The sequence below is a fragment of the Pseudomonas sp. 05N431 genome (genome assembly GCF_056397005.1).
This window is the reverse complement of record NZ_JBFTMN010000028.1, coordinates 1-17017: the sequence shown is the minus strand read 5'-3', so window position 1 is coordinate 17017 and position 17017 is coordinate 1. Positions and strand designations below refer to the sequence as shown.

The 17017-nt window shown below is 59.6% G+C and carries 13 protein-coding genes; 7 read left to right on the top strand and 6 right to left on the bottom strand.

What is annotated here, in order from left to right:
• Positions 1-294 precede the first annotated feature (294 nt).
• Complete coding sequence (locus AC1DIG_RS27895) at positions 295-1131, top strand: CvfB family protein (RefSeq protein ID WP_145014929.1); 837 nt, start codon at positions 295-297, stop codon at positions 1129-1131.
• Between the two features lie 97 nt (positions 1132-1228).
• A complete protein-coding gene (locus AC1DIG_RS27890) occupies positions 1229-2158 on the top strand; it encodes a DMT family transporter (protein WP_427529810.1) in 930 nt (309 codons plus the stop codon).
• Here the strand turns inward: AC1DIG_RS27890 and AC1DIG_RS27885 are convergent.
• Complete coding sequence (locus AC1DIG_RS27885) at positions 2106-3290, bottom strand: MFS transporter (RefSeq protein WP_477769904.1); 1185 nt, start codon at positions 3288-3290, stop codon at positions 2106-2108. The genes AC1DIG_RS27890 and AC1DIG_RS27885 overlap by 53 nt on opposite strands.
• Before the next feature lie 103 nt (positions 3291-3393).
• On the opposite strand from AC1DIG_RS27885, the gene ptrR reads away from it, so the two are divergent.
• Positions 3394-4329 carry a putrescine utilization regulator PtrR gene (gene ptrR, locus AC1DIG_RS27880; protein ID WP_477769903.1) on the top strand — a complete coding sequence of 312 codons (936 nt, stop codon included), beginning with the start codon at positions 3394-3396 and terminating at the stop codon, positions 4327-4329.
• Positions 4330-4402: 73 nt separating this feature from the next.
• Positions 4403-4531, top strand: a complete 129-nt coding sequence (locus tag AC1DIG_RS27875; RefSeq protein ID WP_009042667.1) for a PA1414 family protein — start codon at positions 4403-4405, stop codon at positions 4529-4531.
• A gap of 73 nt (positions 4532-4604) precedes the next feature.
• Here the strand turns inward: AC1DIG_RS27875 and AC1DIG_RS27870 are convergent, their stop codons facing one another.
• From AC1DIG_RS27870 to speB, 3 genes are all read right to left on the bottom strand, one after another.
• Complete coding sequence (locus tag AC1DIG_RS27870) at positions 4605-5330, bottom strand: MBL fold metallo-hydrolase (RefSeq protein WP_477769902.1); 726 nt, start codon at positions 5328-5330, stop codon at positions 4605-4607.
• Between the two features lie 84 nt (positions 5331-5414).
• Positions 5415-6794 (bottom strand): sodium:solute symporter family protein, encoded by a 1380-nt coding sequence (locus tag AC1DIG_RS27865; protein WP_427529818.1) that lies wholly within the window; start codon positions 6792-6794, stop codon positions 5415-5417.
• Positions 6795-7107: 313 nt separating this feature from the next.
• On the bottom strand, positions 7108-8058 hold the full coding sequence (gene speB / locus AC1DIG_RS27860; protein ID WP_477769901.1) for an agmatinase: 951 nt from the start codon (positions 8056-8058) through the stop codon (positions 7108-7110).
• Between the two features lie 299 nt (positions 8059-8357).
• Between speB and AC1DIG_RS27855 the strand changes: the two genes are divergently transcribed.
• Positions 8358-9251, top strand: a complete 894-nt coding sequence (locus tag AC1DIG_RS27855; RefSeq protein WP_477769900.1) for a LysR family transcriptional regulator — start codon at positions 8358-8360, stop codon at positions 9249-9251.
• A gap of 14 nt (positions 9252-9265) precedes the next feature.
• A complete protein-coding gene (locus AC1DIG_RS27850) occupies positions 9266-9868 on the top strand; it encodes a tRNA-uridine aminocarboxypropyltransferase (RefSeq protein WP_477769899.1) in 603 nt (200 codons plus the stop codon).
• A 156-nt stretch (positions 9869-10024) separates the two neighbouring features.
• Here AC1DIG_RS27850 and AC1DIG_RS27845 read toward each other — a convergent pair whose 3' ends face one another.
• Together AC1DIG_RS27845 and AC1DIG_RS27840 are read right to left on the bottom strand one after the other, a co-directional pair.
• Positions 10025-11380, bottom strand: a complete 1356-nt coding sequence (locus AC1DIG_RS27845; RefSeq protein ID WP_477769898.1) for an HlyD family type I secretion periplasmic adaptor subunit — start codon at positions 11378-11380, stop codon at positions 10025-10027.
• A gap of 9 nt (positions 11381-11389) precedes the next feature.
• Positions 11390-13549, bottom strand: a complete 2160-nt coding sequence (locus tag AC1DIG_RS27840) for a type I secretion system permease/ATPase (RefSeq protein ID WP_427540725.1) — start codon at positions 13547-13549, stop codon at positions 11390-11392.
• 1303 nt (positions 13550-14852) lie between these two features.
• Here AC1DIG_RS27840 and AC1DIG_RS27835 point away from each other — a divergent pair.
• Positions 14853-17017 (top strand): Ig-like domain-containing protein (locus tag AC1DIG_RS27835; RefSeq protein WP_477769897.1); only part of this gene is annotated, 2165 nt, incomplete at its 3' end.

Here is a 17017-nt window from a genome sequence, read left to right as displayed (position 1 = left end):
TTGGTAAATATCCCCTGAAATAACCGAGGGCGGGCGTCGATTAATCATAAGTTGCTGTCCGTAATAACCAGCTAAGCGACTGTTTTAAATAAGAACACTGGCGTGAAAAATATCGTGTATGGCTTACCGATATCAGCGAAAACCGTCTGGGTGGCCTGACGAGCGGGCTCTGCTCTGGTGCAAAATCCACGAAAAATGAGCCTCGCAGCGGATTTTTCTTCGCAAGCCGGCCAGTCACCCAACGGCGCCGGTAAAACCGGGTAGAATGCCGCCCAAGCAACGAGGGTATTGGAAATGGCTTTAGTCGGGCGCTACAACAGCTTGCAAGTGGTTAAACACACTAACTTTGGTTTATATCTGGACGGTGGCGCGGATGGCGAAATCCTTCTGCCGAATCGTTATATTCCCAAAGATATTCCCAGCGAAGATGAAGATTGGCTGAACGTTTTTGTTTATCTGGACAGCGATGACAAACTCATCGCAACTACCGAAAAACCGAAAGTTCAGGTCGGTGAATTCGCCAGTCTTAAAGTCGTTGAAGTCAACAGCATCGGTGTGTTTCTCGACTGGGGTCTGCCCAAGGACCTGCTGCTGCCGTATTCCGAAGAAAAGCGTCAAATGACCGCTGGCGAATACTGCGTGGTGCACGTCTACCTCGACAAGCACACCCGCCGTATCACCGCGACCGCGCGTCTGGATCGCTATCTGGACAAAACCCCGGCCAACTACAAACCGGGCCAGGAAGTTGACTTGCTGGTAGCCGAAGCCACCGACATGGGCTTCAAGGCGATCATCAACAACAAGCATTGGGGTTTGATCCACAAGAACGAAATCTTCAAGTTCATGCGTGCCGGCAAGGAAGAGAAGGGCTTCATCAAGGAGATCCGTGCCGACGGCAAGATCAGCCTGAGCCTGCAGCCAGTGGGTGAAGAAGCCGCCACCAGCCTGAACTCGAAGATTCTCGCCAAACTGCGCGACAACAACGGCACCTTGCCCGTCAGCGACAAGAGCGACCCGGCGCTGATCAGCAGCCTGTTCGGCGTCAGCAAAGGCAACTTCAAGAAGGCCATCGGCGCGCTCTACAAGAACGGTCAGATCGTCATTCATGCGGATCGCATTGAACTGAGTTGATCCGAGCTGACCTGACCTGACTGCCCCGGCCAAGTACCGGGGCATTTTGTTTTTAGTGAGTAACTGCCATGTCGTTAACCGTTCGCGAGGTTTCGCGGTGATTGCCACTCGGCGCAGCGCCGATGGTTTTGCCCTGCAAGTGATGTTCGGGTTGTGCCTGATCTGGGGTATCCAGCAGGTCATGATCAAATGGGCGGCGGCGGACATCGCACCCGTGATGCAGGCTGCCGCACGTTCCGGGATTTCCGCATTGCTGGTGGGTTTGCTGATCTGCTGGAAGGGCGGCTGGAATCAGGTCGGCAGCACCTGGCGCGGCGGTTTGCTGGCGGGAGGTCTGTTTGCCACCGAGTTTTTGTTCATCGCCGAAGGCCTGAAACTGACCACGGCGGCGCACATGTCGGTGTTCCTCTATACCGCGCCGATCTTCACCGCACTGGGCGTGCATTGGCTGCTGCCAAGCGAGCGTTTGCGGCGGTTGCAATGGCTGGGGATTTTGCTGGCGTTTATCGGCATTGCCGTGGCCTTTGCCGGCGGCGTGTCCTGGGACAATCTGGACCGGCGGATGCTGCTCGGCGACGCGTTCGGCGTTCTGGCCGGGGCCGCCTGGGGCGCGACGACCGTGGTCGTGCGCGCCTCGCGGTTGTCGGAAGCGCCGGCGACCTTGACCCTGTTTTATCAACTGATCGTCGGCTTTCTCGGTCTGCTGCTGATTGCCGCGCTAAGCGGGCAGATCACCCACGTCCACCTGACTAACGTGGCGGTGGCCAGCGTGCTTTTCCAGGGGCTGGTGGTATCGTTTTTCAGCTACCTGACGTGGTTCTGGCTGCTGCGCCGTTACCTGGCATCGAACCTCGCGGTGTTCTCTTTCATGACGCCGCTGTTCGGTGTCACCTTCGGGGTGTTGCTGCTCGGTGAGCCATTGAGTGTCAACTTTGTCGTCGGTGCCGTGCTGGTGTTGCTCGGCATCACCTTTGTCAGCGCAGAACAGTGGGTGCGCCGTCGTTTGCGCACAATGCTGGAGCGTTGAGTGGACGCAGCAGCAAACCACCGGCTACCAGCAGACCGCTGCCCGCCATCATCAACGCCGGTTGCAAGCCACTACTGAAGTGGCTGCTCAGCGCTGCCAGTAATGGCCCACTGAGCTGACCCACGGCAAAGCACGCGGTCAGCAGGCCGGCATTGCGCTGGGTGGCCTGCGGCGCCAGTTCTCGCGAGCGTTGCATCACCAATTGCATGCAGGCCAGAAACGGCGTGCCACAGAGAATTACCCCCAGGGCCAGGCCAAGACCGCTGCCCAGCAGGCAAGCGAAGACCCCGGCCGCTTGTAGCCACAACGTCGCGATCAGCCAGTGACGCGTGGCGTTGGGGTTATGCCTGCGCAAACTCACCAGCAGCACACCGGTGGCGGACGCCAGGCCAAAACACGGCCAGAACAGATCGGCCTGCCATTGACCGTGAAAACGGGCGCTGGCCATCTGCGACAGGAAGGTCGCCGGAATGATGTAGCCCAGGCCGTACAGCGCGTAGATCAAGCTCAGTCGCGGGATACCGGCACTCTTTGAAGCGCCGGCCGTTGCTGTGGCTGTGGCTGCCACGCTCGCGGTCGGTTGCGGCAGGATCGGCAGAATCACCAACAGCATTGCCAGGCCTACGCCGGCATACACCAGCCACAAGGTTGCGGAGCTTTGTCCCAACAGGTTCGAGCCAAGTGCGAGCATACCCGTCAGAAAAATCCCCAGGCCCGGTCCGGCGAATACCAGTGCACCAAGCCGTGGACGTCCGGCGGCCATTGCCAATGGCTGGCTCAACGCGGTGATCATGACCAGCACCCAGGCGCTGGCTACACCGGTACCGAAGCGTAAAACCAGATGCGGCCAGAAGCCCTTGGCCCAGAACGAGGCGAGGGTCAGAAGCACGCACAGCCACAATCCGCCGAGCAAGCGCCGACGGACTTGCTCGGGGCGACGGGCGAACATCGCGTCTACGGCGCCGATGAAGTAGCCCAGGTAATTGGCTGCCGCAATCAGACCGGCGGCAGTCAGGTCGATCTGACCTTCGCTGAGCAAGTGCGGCAGCTGCGGAGTGAGCGCAAAGCGCCCAATGCCCATGGCCATCATCAAGGCAATGAAACTGGCGAGTAAGCGTACAAGCGGCGACATGGTCAGGATTCCTGCAGCGGAGCAATGACCGTCAGGCTAGGACTGATTGACTTTCTTTAAAAATGAATAATAGTGAGTAACTTGTTCTTATTTGGAGAAAGGTGTGGAATTCAGCCAATTGCGCATCTTCCAGGCTGTGGCCGAGGAAGGTTCCATCACCCGCGCCGCCGAACGCTTGCATCGGGTGCCGTCCAATCTGTCGACGCGGCTCAAGCAGCTTGAGGATCAGCTCGGCGTAGAACTGTTCTTGCGTGAGCGTCAGCGCTTGCAGCTTTCGCCCGCCGGCAAAGTGCTGTTGGACTACACCGCCAAGCTGTTTGCCCTGCATGACGAAGCCCACGCAGCCGTGCAGGGCGGGCAACCGGCCGGCGATTTCGTGCTGGGCACCATGTACAGCACCGCGGCGATTCACCTGCCGGGTTTGCTGGCGCGCTATCACCGCACTTATCCGGCGGTGAACCTGCAAGTGCAGTCGGCGCCCAGTGGCGAATTGCTCGAAGGCCTGCTCACCGGGCGCCTTGATGCCGCGCTGGTCGATGGCCCGCTGCAGCTGGCCGGGCTCGACGGTGTGCCGCTGTGTGACGAAAAACTGGTGCTGATCAGCGAAGCCGATCACCCGCCGGTGCGCAGCGCGCTGGATGTGCAGGGGCGCTCGGTGTTCACCTTTCGCCAGGGCTGTTCCTACCGGATGCGCCTGGAGGCCTGGTTCGCCCATGATCATGCGGCGATGGGCCGGGCGATGGAAATCGAGTCCTATCAGGGGATGCTGGCGTGTGTGATTGCCGGTTCCGGCGTGGCGCTGATGTCCGAGTCGATGCTGGCCAGTCTGCCGGGACGCGAGAGTGTGGCCGTGCATCCGTTGGCCGAGCCTTTCGCCAGTGCCACCACCTGGCTGATGTGGCGCAAGGGTATGCTCGGCGCCAATCTCAATGCGTGGATCGAGGTGCAACAAGCGGTGTTCGGTGGTGGCCGCCCGATGGGGGCTGATTTTGATGAATTCGGTAACAGATCTTTGCCTTTTGAGGCGAGCATTGCGTAAGACTTCGGACTACTATCTGTATGAAGCGTCTATAGAACCCGGTCGCTCAGCACTACCCTGAAGGGGGGGCACCATGAAAGAGAAACTGCAAAACTGGCTCCATGACCTCGGTGTCGCGCTTGGTTTGATCGAACCACCTCTGCAACCCGTGCCCATCCGCACCGACGATGAGCAACGTCGCCGTCAGCAACGCCGCCGGTAAACGAGGTAAGGCGTGAATAGATCGCAGCCTTCGACCACCGCGTCGGAGGCGCGGCTGCGCTAGCGCACTCGCCTCAAGCGTGCTGTTGCAGCCACTGGTCAATCATCGTGTGCAACTTCTCCCCGGAAAAACTTCCGAAATGTCCGCCGTGTACGGTGCGAATCGGCAACGAGCGCAAGCGTTGCAGGCTGCGGGCGTAATCCTCGAGGTTGGAATGATAGGCGTCTTCGACCAACGGTCCGTCGTAGATGATGTCGCCGCTGAACAGCGTGCCGGTGGCAACTTCAAAAAGGCTGATACCACCCGGTGAATGACCGGGAGTATGCAGCACCTGCAAGGTTCGATTACCCAGATCCAGCACGTCACCTTCTTTGATCAGTCCCGTGGCGGGTGCGGCTTTGACCCGGTATTCGGCGTAGCACAACGGGCAATCGGGGTGGGCTTCGAACATCTCGTCGCCGACAAACGCCCTGGAAAGGGTGTTGTCGCCGTCGGGTTCGGCGAGGATCTGCGCTTCGGCCGGATGCACCAGCCGCTCGGGGAATTCGTGATGACCGGCGATATGGTCGAAATGGCAATGACTGGCCACGGCCACCAGCGGCCGTTCGGTCAGCCAAGGCAGTTGCTCGCGCAGGCTGACCAGGCCCGAGCCGCTATCGAGCAGCAGGTCTTTGTCGCGGCCCTGAATGTGCCACAGATTGCAGCGGTAGAACGGTCGAATGTACGGCTCGTGAATCAGTCGAATGCCGTCACTCAGCTGTTTGACTTCGAACCATTGGTCGCGACTGACGATCTTCATGGGACTTTTCTCCAGACGAAAAAAACGGGTGCAGCAACCGACGCTGCACCCGCCGAAGAAAGGTGTATGGCGTCTAACCTGAGGTTAGATCGCGTTCGCCACGGCAACCGGGCGAGGGGACAGCAGGCTGACCACGACGAAGCTCACCAGGCCAATCGCCAGGCTGTAGTAGATCGGGGTGTTGGCATCCAGGCCATCCTTGAACATGAACACCAGGGCGGTCACGAAGCCCAGGCCCATGCTGGCGATAGCGCCGGAGGTGGTTGCACGTTTCCAGAAAATGGCCCCGATCAGCGGAACCAGCATGCCGCCCACCAACAGGTTGTAGGCCAGGGTCAGGGCACTGATCACGTCACTCACCACCAATGCGATGCCCAGCACGACAATTCCGGTCAGCAGGGTGAACAGGCGGTTGATGCTCAGGCTCGACTGTTTGCCGCCGCGCAGTTTTGGCAGCAGGTCTTCGGTCAGGGTGGTGGACGCGGCGAGCAGGCCGGCGCTGGCGGTGGACATCATGGCGGCCAGGGCTGCTGCGATGACCAGGCCACGGATACCATCAGGCAAGGACAGTTTGACGATCGCGGCGAAGGCGTTGTTGACGTTGTCCAGGTCCGGGATCAGTACATGCGCAGCCATACCGATCAGCGCACAGGCCAGACCGTAGAGGATGCAGTAGAAACCGGAGATGGTGCCTGCGTATTGAGCGACTTTTTCGTTCTTGGCGGTGAACACCCGTTGCCAGATGTCCTGGCCGATCAGGATGCCGAAGAAGTAGATCATGAAGTAGGTGATGATGGTGTCCCAGCCGATGGTGGTGAAGCTGAAGCTGGACGCTGGCAGTTTCAACACCAGTTCATCCCAACCACCCACGCGGTACAGGCAGATTGGCAACAGGATGAACATCAGGCCAACGGTTTTGATCACGAACTGAACGATGTCGGTCAGGGTCAGCGACCACATGCCGCCGATGGTCGAATACACCACCACCACGCCACCGCCGAGTACTACCGAAATCCAGAAGGGCAGGCCGAACAACACTTGCAGCACGGTGCCGATCGCGAGGATCGAGGTCACGCCGATCATCAGCGCGTAGGCCAGCATGATCACCGCACTGGCCTGGCGGGCCATTGGGTTGTAACGCTTTTCGAGGATCTGGGTAACGGTGAAGATCTTCAGTTTGAGCAGCGGCTTGGCCAGGAACAGGTTCAGCGCGATGATCCCGCAACCCAGTGCGGCGCAGAGCCAGAAACCGGAAATACCGTGGACGTAACCCAGGCGAACGGTGCCGACGGTTGATGCACCGCCCAATACGGTAGCGGCCATGGTGCCCATGTACAGGGTTGGACCGAGGTTACGACCGGCCACGAGGTAGTCTTCGTGGGTCTTGGCCTTGCGCATGCCGTAATAGCCCAGCACGAGCATGCCGGCGGCATAGATGAGTACAACGAATAAATCCAAAGCCATGAAGCGTGTCTCCGATTGTCTTTCTTATAAGAGCCCGGCAGGCACGTGGCTTGTTGTGACGAGGGATTAAAATCCCGTGCCACAAAAGTCCGTTCCTGCAGGTAATGCGTCAGTCAGGCGGTTTTGCACATGACCGGTTTAGCGAGTAAATCCGTGCCCGTGCTGCCTGAACACTGCCACTGGTGCGGGGAACAGGCTCGACAACGTCGGCTGTCGCACAACGCCTGATTGGCATTGCGCGATAGCTGCGGTTGTTCGAGGGTGCAGAAAGCCAAACCGTTAGCGGTGCTGAAGCAAGCTGGGGATCGCCGCCTCAGCGGTGCGCCACGCCCGGCAGTACGCAGAGCATTTCGTACAGCAGGTTGGCGCCCAGCAGCGAGGTGTTGCCGGTGGTGTCGTACGGCGGCGAGACTTCTACCAGGTCGCAGCCAACCAGGTCGAGGCCTTGGCAGCCACGGACGATTTCAATCGCCTGAATGGTCGTCAGACCGCCGATTTCCGGGGTGCCGGTGCCGGGTGCCCAGGCTGGATCGATGCCGTCGATGTCGAAGCTCAGATACACCGGGCCACCACCGACTTTATCGCGGACTTCAGCCATCAGAGGTTCCAGCGACTTGTGCCAGCACTCCTCGGCCTGAACCACGCGGAAGCCCTGTTTGCGGCTCCAGTTGAAGTCTTCAGCGGTGTAGCCCTGCGCGCGCAGACCAATTTGCACGACGCGATCGCAATCCAGAAGGCCTTCTTCAACGGCGCGACGGAAGGTGGTGCCGTGAGCGATCTTCTCGCCGAACATGTGATCGTTCACATCGGCGTGGGCATCGATGTGGACCAGGCCGACCTTGCCGTGCTTTTTATGGATGGCACGCAGGATCGGCAGGGTGATGGTGTGGTCGCCACCGAGGGTCAGCGGGATCACGTCGTGTTCGAGGATCTCGTTGTAGGACTCTTCGATGATCCGCACGGCGTCCAGCAGGTTGAAGGTGTTGATCGCCACGTCACCGATGTCGGCAACCGACAGCGAGTCAAACGGCGCAGCGCCGGTGGCCATGTTGTACGGACGGATCATTACCGATTCAGCACGAATCTCGCGCGGTCCGAAGCGGGTGCCGGCGCGCAGGGAGGTGCCGATGTCCAACGGGATGCCAATGAAGGCAGCGTCCAGGCCGGCAGCGGTTTGCAAGTGGGGGAGTCGCATCATGGTGGCGATGCCGCCGAAGCGCGGCATTTCATTGCCGCCCAGTGGTTGGTGAAGAATCTTGTCCACGGGTAGGGCCTCATCATCATTGTTTTATTTATGGGGTTGCACCGCGCAAGGGGATCGCACAGGCACCTGTTGAGCGGATTCTGCGAAATGCCGGGCGGGAGAGGAATCGCTGCCGGCAAATACTTAGTTCAGATTTTTCTAAACTAATGGCCTTGGCAGCGATAGACTTCACACTGATCGTTCCCATGCTCTGCGTGGGAATGCATCCCGTGACGCTCCGCGTCACATCCCGAAGCGGACGCAGAGCGTCCGAGGCTGCATTCCCACGCAGAGCGTGGGAACGATGTTTGGAGTGCCTCATGGCCAACGCTTTACCCGACCTGAAACTGTTGCGCATCTTCGTCAGCGTGGTGCGGCATCAGGGGTTTGCCAATGCGCAGCACGAGCTCAACCTCTCGACATCGGCCATCAGCACCTACATGAGCCAGCTCGAAGCGGCGTTGGGGCTGGTGCTCTGTCATCGCGGGCGTGGCGGTTTCAGCCTGACCAGCAAGGGCGAGCTGTTCCATCAGGAAACCTTGCGCTTGTTCGGTGAACTTGAAGGTTTCGAGCAATACGCCGCCGCGCTCAAGGGCGAGTTGCGCGGCACGCTCAACCTCGGGGTGATCGACTCGACCGTCAGCGACAAGGCTTTGCCGTTCGCTGAAGCCATTGGTGCCTACAGCCAGGAGCACCCGGCGGTGCATTTGCACCTGTCGGTGATGAGCCCTTACGAACTGCAACTCGGCGTGCAGGACAACCGCCTCGATCTGGCCATCGGTGCGTTCTCCACGCGCATGAGCGGGCTGGTCTACATGCCGCTATACCGTGAACAACATTGGCTGTATTGCAGCAATCGTCATCCCTTGTTCAACGAGCGGCGCATTCCCGAACAAGTCATCACCCAGCAGCGCATGGTCGGTCGCGGTTACTGGAGCCAGGCCGAACTGGCGCGCCACGGCTTCAAGCACAGCGCAGCGACCGTGGAAAGTATGGAAGCGCAGCTGATTCTGGTGTTGTCCGGCGCCTACATCGGCTATCTGCCGGAACACTACGCTCAAGCCTGGGCCGACAAGGGCGATTTGCGCGTGCTGCTGCCGGCCACTTTCGGCTACCAGGCCCCGTTTTCGATGATCGTGCGTCGTGGGCGCAGCCGCGAGCCGTTGATCCAGACCTTCCGCGACTTGCTCAAAGCGCAGCTCAACCAGGCCTGATCGGGGGGAATCGTATGTCCAGAATTCAATGCGCCCGCTGCCTGCGCCCGCAAACCCATTGCCTGTGCCCGTTGATTCCGAGCCTCGACAGCCGCACCCGGGTGCTGCTGTTGCAGCATCCGAGCGAGGTGAACCATGCGTTGAACACCGCGCGGCTGGCGGCGTTGGGGCTGAACTATGCCGAGCTGATCGTCGGCGAAGTGTTCGAGGATTTACCGCGTCTGTTGAATCAACCGGGTTACCGGGCTCGCTTGTTGTTCCCGGCCGACGATGCGCAACCGTTGCAGGCCTATACGCCTGACGATCAACCGTTGCTGCTGGTGGTGCCGGACGGGACCTGGCGCAAGGCGCGCAAGATGCTGCACCTCAATCCATTGCTGGCAGCGTTGCCCCGAGTGACGTTGGCTGAAGGCGCGGTTTCGCGCTATCGCTTGCGCAAGGCACCGGGGCCGGGAGCGTTGTCGACGGTGGAGGCGATCGTGCAGGCATTGCAAACGCTTGAAGCACCGACGACCTTCGAGCCGCTATTGCGACCGTTTGAAGCGCTGATCGAAGGGCAGATCGCGGCGATGGGGGAGGAGACGTACCAGAAAAATCATGGTGGGGCTGATTCATAATCAGCAGGTCTACCAAGTCGTCCCCATCGCGAGCAAGCTCGCTCCCACAGTGGATCTGCTGTGAACACAGTATTTGTGACCACCGCAGTTCAAATGTGGGAGCGAGCTTGCTCGCGATGGCAATGGACCAATCAAAGCCGATCCCGGTAAAAAAACCTACCTCTCGCGCATCGCTTCGGTGCGGGCCTTGAGCACCGGTTTGAGCAAGTAATCCAGCACGCTTTTCTCGCCGGTGATGAGGTCCACCGTAGCGACCATCCCCGGGATGATCAGCAGCGGCTTAACGTCGCCGCCCAAGTGGTTTTTGTCGGTGCGTACCTGAATCAGGTAGAAGCTGTTGCCCTTGTCGTCGGTGATGGTGTCGGCCCCGAGCAGTTCGAGTTTGGCGCTCAGGCCGCCATAGATCGTGTAGTCGTAGGCGCTGAACTTGACCATGGCTTTCTGGCCAGGATGCAGGAACGCCACGTCTTGCGGGCGGACCTTGGCCTCGATCAGCAGGTTGTCTTCCAGCGGCACGATTTCCACTATGTCGCTGCCCGGCTGAACCACGCCACCGATGGTGTTGACCTTCAGTTGCTTGATCACCCCGTGCACCGGCGACACCACCGTGGTGCGGGTGACCTGGTCATCGATGGCAATGCTCGACGCGGTGATTTTCGACAGGTCGGTGCGTTTCTCGTTGAGCTCCTTGGCGGCGTCCGAGCGAAAGCCTTGCACTGATTCATCGATCTTGCTTTTGATCTCGTTGATCGCCGATTCGGCTCGGGGAATCGCCAGGGTGGTGGCGTCCAGCGAACCACGGATTTCCACAGCGCTGCGTTTGAGACGAAGCATTTCCACTGGTGACACCGCGCCGGTTCCCACCAGCGGTGCCGACATGTTTATTTCCTGTTGCAGCAAACCCAGACTGGAACTGAACTGGCCCTGCTTGGAACGAAACTCTGCCAATTCCTGGGTTTTTTGTCGAAGTTGCTCCGTCAGTGTGCGTTGCTCGCTGGCCAGGCGACGTTGCCGTTGTTCAAACAGCGAGCGCTCGTCTTCAGCCACTTGCGGGGCGTTTGCGATGACCTCGTCAGAAAGCTTGAAAGGCCGACCCTCGGCTTCGGCAGACAGCCGCTCGACCTTTGCGATCAAAGCAAGGCGATCCGCCTCACTCTCGCCCTTGTTAGACAGAAACCGTGTGTCATCAAGGCGCAGCAGGGTATCGCCCTTGTTCACGATTTGCCCTTCCCGCACGAATATCTCGGTGACGATACCGCCCTCCAGGTTCTGGATCACCTGAACCTTACTGGACGGTATGGCCTTGCCCTCACCCATGGTGACTTCTTGCAGCACGGCGAATTTGGCCCAGACCAGCGCAGTGATGATCAGCGCCGCGGCGATCCATACGGTCATCCGCGACCAGCGCGGCGAATCCTGCAGCGATGCTGCGTAGATGTCGGGCATGAATTCGCTTTCTGCGCTTTTGCTGAAGCTATTGAAATAGCCGCGTGAACCTTGTGACGCAGACATAGGCGACTCCTAAACAGCCACAGAACCGACACGGCCCTTGCGCAGTGCATCGATGACCGCTTCTTTCGGACCGTCGGCGACGATCCGGCCGTTGTCCAGCACTACCAGACGGTCCACCAGGCTGAGCATCGAGGTACGGTGGGTGACCAGCAGCAAGGTTTTACCCTGAACCCACTTATGCAGGCGTTGGCGCAGAACTTCTTCGCTGCTGTTGTCCATGGCGCTGGTGGGTTCGTCGAGCAACATGATCGGCGGGTCGAGCAACAATGCTCGGGCCAGCAGCACCGCCTGACGCTGGCCGCCGGACAGCAACTGGCCGCGCTCACCGACAGGCCGATCAAAGCCTTGTGGGTGTTGGCGGGCGAGGTCAGTGACACCGGTCAGTTCGGCCACTTCGAGCATCCGCGAGTCGCTGATATAGCGGGCGCCGAGGGTCAGGTTGTCCCGCAGGCTCCCGGCCAGTAGCGGAAGATCGTGGGCGACATAACCGATTTGCTGGCGCAGGTCGGCGACGTCCAGTTGCCTCAGGTCCAGACCATCGAGCAGCAGTTGGCCTTCTTCCGGTGCATAGAAACCCATCACCAACCGCGTCAGGGTGCTTTTGCCCGAGCCGCTGCGGCCGATGACACCGATCCGTTCGCCGGGTTTTACACTGAAGCTGACGTTGGACAGCGCCGGGGAGTTTTGCCCGTTGTAGTGGAAGGTTACGCCGCTGACGTCCAGTGCACCCAGCAGCTGCGTGCGCTCAAGTGGCCGCTGTTTGGCATCGCGTTCTTGTGGTAGGGACATCAGCGTATCGGTGCTGCGCATGGTCAGTTGGGCTTGTTGGTAGCGGGTGATCAGCCCGGCGATTTGCCCCAACGGTGCGAGGACGCGGCTGCCGAGCATGTAGGTCGCCACCAGAGCGCCGACGCTGAGGTTACTGGCGATGATGCTGTAGACCCCGGCGACGATGGTCGCCATGCCGGAGAACTGCTGGATGAACTGTGTGCCGTTGGTGACCAGCGCCGACAGGTGGCGGGCATGGCTATCGAGGCGGGTGAGGGCGCCGTGGGTGCTTTCCCATTTGTGCTGGCGTTCGCTTTCGGCACTACAGGCCTTGAGGGTTTCAAGGCTGCCGAGGGTTTCGATCAGCAGTGCCTGGCGTTCGGCGCCAAGCGCCAGACTCTTGCGGACCGTGTCGCGCAGACGGATCTGGACCATCATCGCGAAGAGGATAGTGATCGGGAACGCCAGCAGCGGGATGACCACCAACCAGCCACCGAGCAGGCCGATCACCACCAGCATCAGCACCGTAAACGGCAGGTCGATCAGGCTGGTCAGGGTCACGGCAGTGAGAAACTCGCGCAGTCCCTGGAAGTCGTGGATGCTTTGGGCAAAACCGCCAATGGTTGCCGGTCGCGCTTTCATCGACATGCCGGTGATACGTTCGAACAAAGTCGCGGAAAGGATCACGTCGGTTGTTTTCCCGGCGGTGTCCAGCAAATGCGCGCGTACGATCCGCAGTACCAGTTCAAAACCGGTACCGATCAACAGCCCAATAGCCAGCACCCACAAGGTCGAGGTGGCCTGGTTCGGCACCACCCGGTCGTAGGTCTGCATTACAAACAGCGGAACCATCAGCCCCAGCAGGTTAATCAGGAGACTCGCCAGAATCGCATCGCTGTAGAGCCAGCGCGACAGCTTCAAGGTGTCGCGAAACCAGGCCTCGACGCGCGGCACCAGTGGTGAGCGCAAGTCTTCGAGCTCATGCCGTGGCCGGGCGAATAACGCCTGGCCACTGTATTCCTCGGCCAGTTCTTCACGGCTGACCCATTGTTCACCGCCTTCGGCCTCGCTAGGCAGAATCAGCGCCTTGCCATCGTCGCCCCAGCGCCGCAAGACCGCGCAGCGGCCATTCTTGAGAATCAGCATCACCGGCAGGTTGAGCGTTGATATCGACGCCAGTTCACGCCGCAGCAATCGCGCCTGCAAACTGGCCCGCGCCGCTGCACGGGGCAGCAGCTCCAGGCTCATGCGTTGCCTGGCCAGTGGTAGCCCGGCACTGAGGCTGGCCCGGCTGACGGTGCAGTCGTGCAGCTTGCAGAGGATCAACAAACCATCCAACAGCGGATCATCAAAGCTCAGACGTGGATCAACGCCATTGTTGCCGGGTTCCATGCTGGTCAAATCGATCTCTCCAGTGAGCTATCTCATTTCAGGCAAACGGGCTTCGCTCTTCACTTCGGTCTGGGTGATCGCTTCCGCTGGTTCGAAATGGCCATAGTCCTTGATCCTGATGGTGTTTATCAGTCGCCAAATAATTGACGAGCCTTATAGATCAAGCTGTTTCAAGCTTGTAACAGAGAGCTAAGAACATCTTGGAGAGAAACCAAGAGGAATTTCTCATAAGGCCTATGTCAAAAAAAGCTAATGCGCTCTGCTAAATCCGGTACATCGTTCAAACCGAAGACCCTTGGTTTATAAGCTTTAGAGAACTTTGGCGGTCTGAAGGAGCGCTCAATCACGATTTTCAACGTAGGGCGGTGAAGTGGTGGAGGGGATGGAACGACGCGTTTTCTTGAATGGCATTTTTTTTGACACTCTTCTCGAGAAATCTTGACGCTGCTTACGCAGGAGGGGTGTCCTGACGAGAAGTTGATTTCATTCGGTTTTACCCCGGCAGAAACAACCAACCTGCGAGGGCCATGTGGGGCGAGAAGATGGCAACGGAGCGCAGTTTACGCTGAGCCAGGTAACTGCAGTGCGAACAGGCAGAAGAACTTGCGTCGGTACAGACTCAGCCAGCCCATACCCCATTTGGGTTTCAGCTCATTCGAGCCGCGCCAGTGTTGAGTGACCATGGCCCTCTCGGCCCTTTTTTTGCCAAAAATAGACCGCCAAAATATCGACACTGAAGTGTCCGCTTGTCGGAATATTGGCGCTTTTCACCTTTCCCTTCGGGTAGCACCTTTACAAGGTCTGACCCGACAGCTAGACAAATATCAACCTGATATCAGGAAAGGCCGTCTCCCTGACGCAGTGATATCCCAAGGCACGGCCCCCCACCCAGCCATTATTTCAGGAGTCCCTTCCACATGGGTGCTCTCGGTTTATTGCGTGCCATGCGCAGCGCAGTCCCAGGCTTGGTCCCACGTTCGCCCAACCTGTCTTGCGATCCGTTCCTCAAGCGCGGCGAGCTTCTCCACCTTCGCGATACCGGCGCCCCTCTGCCGGCAGCGCCCATCCAGTCAGGCCCGGCAGTCGGCTGCCCAGCTGGCCGACGATGTCTGGCGACCGTCTCGTACCGCTCCCGAACAACCTGAACGGTACAAAAACGGGACTTCGTCCCCATCGCCTCACAGACATCGGATGACGACATCGTGAATGGACAGAACACTGCGCCGGTTTGCTCCAGCAAAGAAGAGTCCGTTTTGTGGCTGTTAGCAGTCCGTAGCGATTTTTAAAGAACTGGCATTCTCGGGAGTAAGACATGGCTACCACCACTACCAGCGGCGGAACCGTTACTTCGTTTTCCAACACCCCGCAGGCAACGGATGACATCTTCACTACTGGTGTTATTGGCACGGGCAGCGCGACCATCACTGAAGATCTGCAGGGGGTCGTGTATCTGGACGTCATGTCCAATGATCTGGGCGGCAACGCGAAAACGCTCTGGTCGCTTGATGATGCGCTCAGCGCTTCCACTGCGACCAAGATCTATGCCCCCGCCGACCTCCTGACCCAAGACACGAGCAGAATTGAGGCGCTTGATCCGCTCAGTGGTGACCACAGTCGCCAGGGTGCCAAGATCTGGATCACCCAAGATGGTAGGGTCGGCTACGATGCCGCTACTTTGTCGGATGCTTTCAAGGTACAACTCCAGGCGCTTGCTGTCGGCGAGTCCCTGACGGACAGCTTTACCTATGCGATTCGTCTCGGCAACGGCACGCTCAGTTGGGCCACTGCGACCGTGCAGTTTGCGGGGCGCAATGACGCTCCGGTGGTGACTGGCACAGTAACCGGTAATGCCGATGAGGACGGGCATGCTGTCACGTTGAACGCGCTAGCACACGCCTCAGACGTCGATCATGGCACTACACTTTCTGTCGTTAACCTCCCGGCTTCCCTACCAGCCGGCGTGAGCTATGACGCGATAACGCATTCTTTCACGCTTGACCCGACGAACGCAGCCTACCAACACCTCGCAGCAGGCGAGCCGATGACGGTGACCGTGAGCTTTGGTGTTACCGACGGCATCGCCACGACTCCCGGGTCGATGTCATGGTTGATCACCGGCACCAACGACGGTCCGGTAGCAGTGGCCGATGTCGCCGCTGGCACGGAGAACCAGACCCTGACCATCAACGTGCTCGGCAACGACACTGATGTCGACGACGGTCACGCGTTCACCTTGGTCAGCGCCAGCGCGCCGGCAAACAAGGGCACGGCCAGCGTGGTCGGCAACCAGTTGTTGTTCACCCCGGGGGCCAACTTCGATCACCTGGCGCAGGGCGTGGTCGAGCACGTGACGCTCAGTTACCAGATGCAGGACGAACACGGCGCGCTCTCGAGTTCTACGGTGGACGTCACCATCACCGGGACCAACGACGCACCGGTGGCGGTGGCCGATGTCGCCGCTGGCACGGAAAACCAGACCCTGACCATCAACGTGCTGGCCAACGACACCGATGTCGATGACGGTCACCTGTTCACACTGAACTCGGCCAGTGCACCGGCAAACAAAGGCAGTGCCAGCGTGGTCGGCAACCAGCTGGTGTTCAATCCGGGGAGCGACTTCGATCATCTGGCGCAAGGCGTGGTCGAGCACGTGACGCTCAATTACCAGATGCAGGATCAGTACGGAGCGCTCTCAAGCTCCACGGTGGACGTCACCATCACCGGCACCAATGACGCGCCGGTGGCGGTGGCCGATACGGCCGCCGGTACGGAAAACCAGACCCTGAGCATTGACGTGCTGGCCAATGACACCGATGTCGACGACGGTCACCTGTTCACACTGAACTCGGCCAGCGCGCCGGCAARCAARGGCACGGCYAGCGTGGTYGGCAACCAGCTGGTGTTCACCCCCGGAACTGACTTCGACCACCTGGCGCAAGGCGTGGTCGAACACGTGACGCTCAGTTACCAGATGCAGGACGAACACGGGGCACTCTCGAGCTCTACGGTGGATGTGACCATCACCGGCACCAACGACGCGCCGGTGGCAGTGGCCGATGTCGCCGCCGGCACGGAAAACCAGACCCTGAGCATCAATGTGCTGGGCAACGACACCGATGTCGATGACGGTCACCTGTTCACACTGAACTCGGCCAGTGCACCGGCAAACCAGGGTACGGCCAGCGTGGTCGGCAACCAGCTGGTGTTCAATCCGGGAGCTGACTTCGATCATCTGGCGCAAGGGGTGGTCGAGCACGTGACGCTCACTTACCAGATGCAGGACGAACACGGCGCGCTCTCGAGTTCCACGGTGGATGTGACCATCACCGGCACCAACGACGCGCCGGTGGCGGTGGCCGATGTCGCCGCTGGCACGGAAAACCAGACCCTGACCATCAACGTGCTGGCCAACGACACCGATGTCGATGACGGTCACCTGTTCACACTGAACTCGGCCAGTGCACCGGCAAACAAAGG

Coding starts and splice junctions, on each gene's coding strand:
- AC1DIG_RS27895 (WP_145014929.1), top strand. CDS start 295: ATGGCTTTAGTCGGGCGCTACAACAGCTTGCAAGTGGTTAAACACACT.
- AC1DIG_RS27885 (WP_477769904.1), bottom strand. CDS start 3,290: ATGTCGCCGCTTGTACGCTTACTCGCCAGTTTCATTGCCTTGATGATG.
- AC1DIG_RS27875 (WP_009042667.1), top strand. CDS start 4,403: ATGAAAGAGAAACTGCAAAACTGGCTCCATGACCTCGGTGTCGCGCTT.
- AC1DIG_RS27870 (WP_477769902.1), bottom strand. CDS start 5,330: ATGAAGATCGTCAGTCGCGACCAATGGTTCGAAGTCAAACAGCTGAGT.
- AC1DIG_RS27865 (WP_427529818.1), bottom strand. CDS start 6,794: ATGGCTTTGGATTTATTCGTTGTACTCATCTATGCCGCCGGCATGCTC.
- AC1DIG_RS27855 (WP_477769900.1), top strand. CDS start 8,358: ATGGCCAACGCTTTACCCGACCTGAAACTGTTGCGCATCTTCGTCAGC.
- AC1DIG_RS27850 (WP_477769899.1), top strand. CDS start 9,266: ATGTCCAGAATTCAATGCGCCCGCTGCCTGCGCCCGCAAACCCATTGC.
- AC1DIG_RS27845 (WP_477769898.1), bottom strand. CDS start 11,380: ATGTCTGCGTCACAAGGTTCACGCGGCTATTTCAATAGCTTCAGCAAA.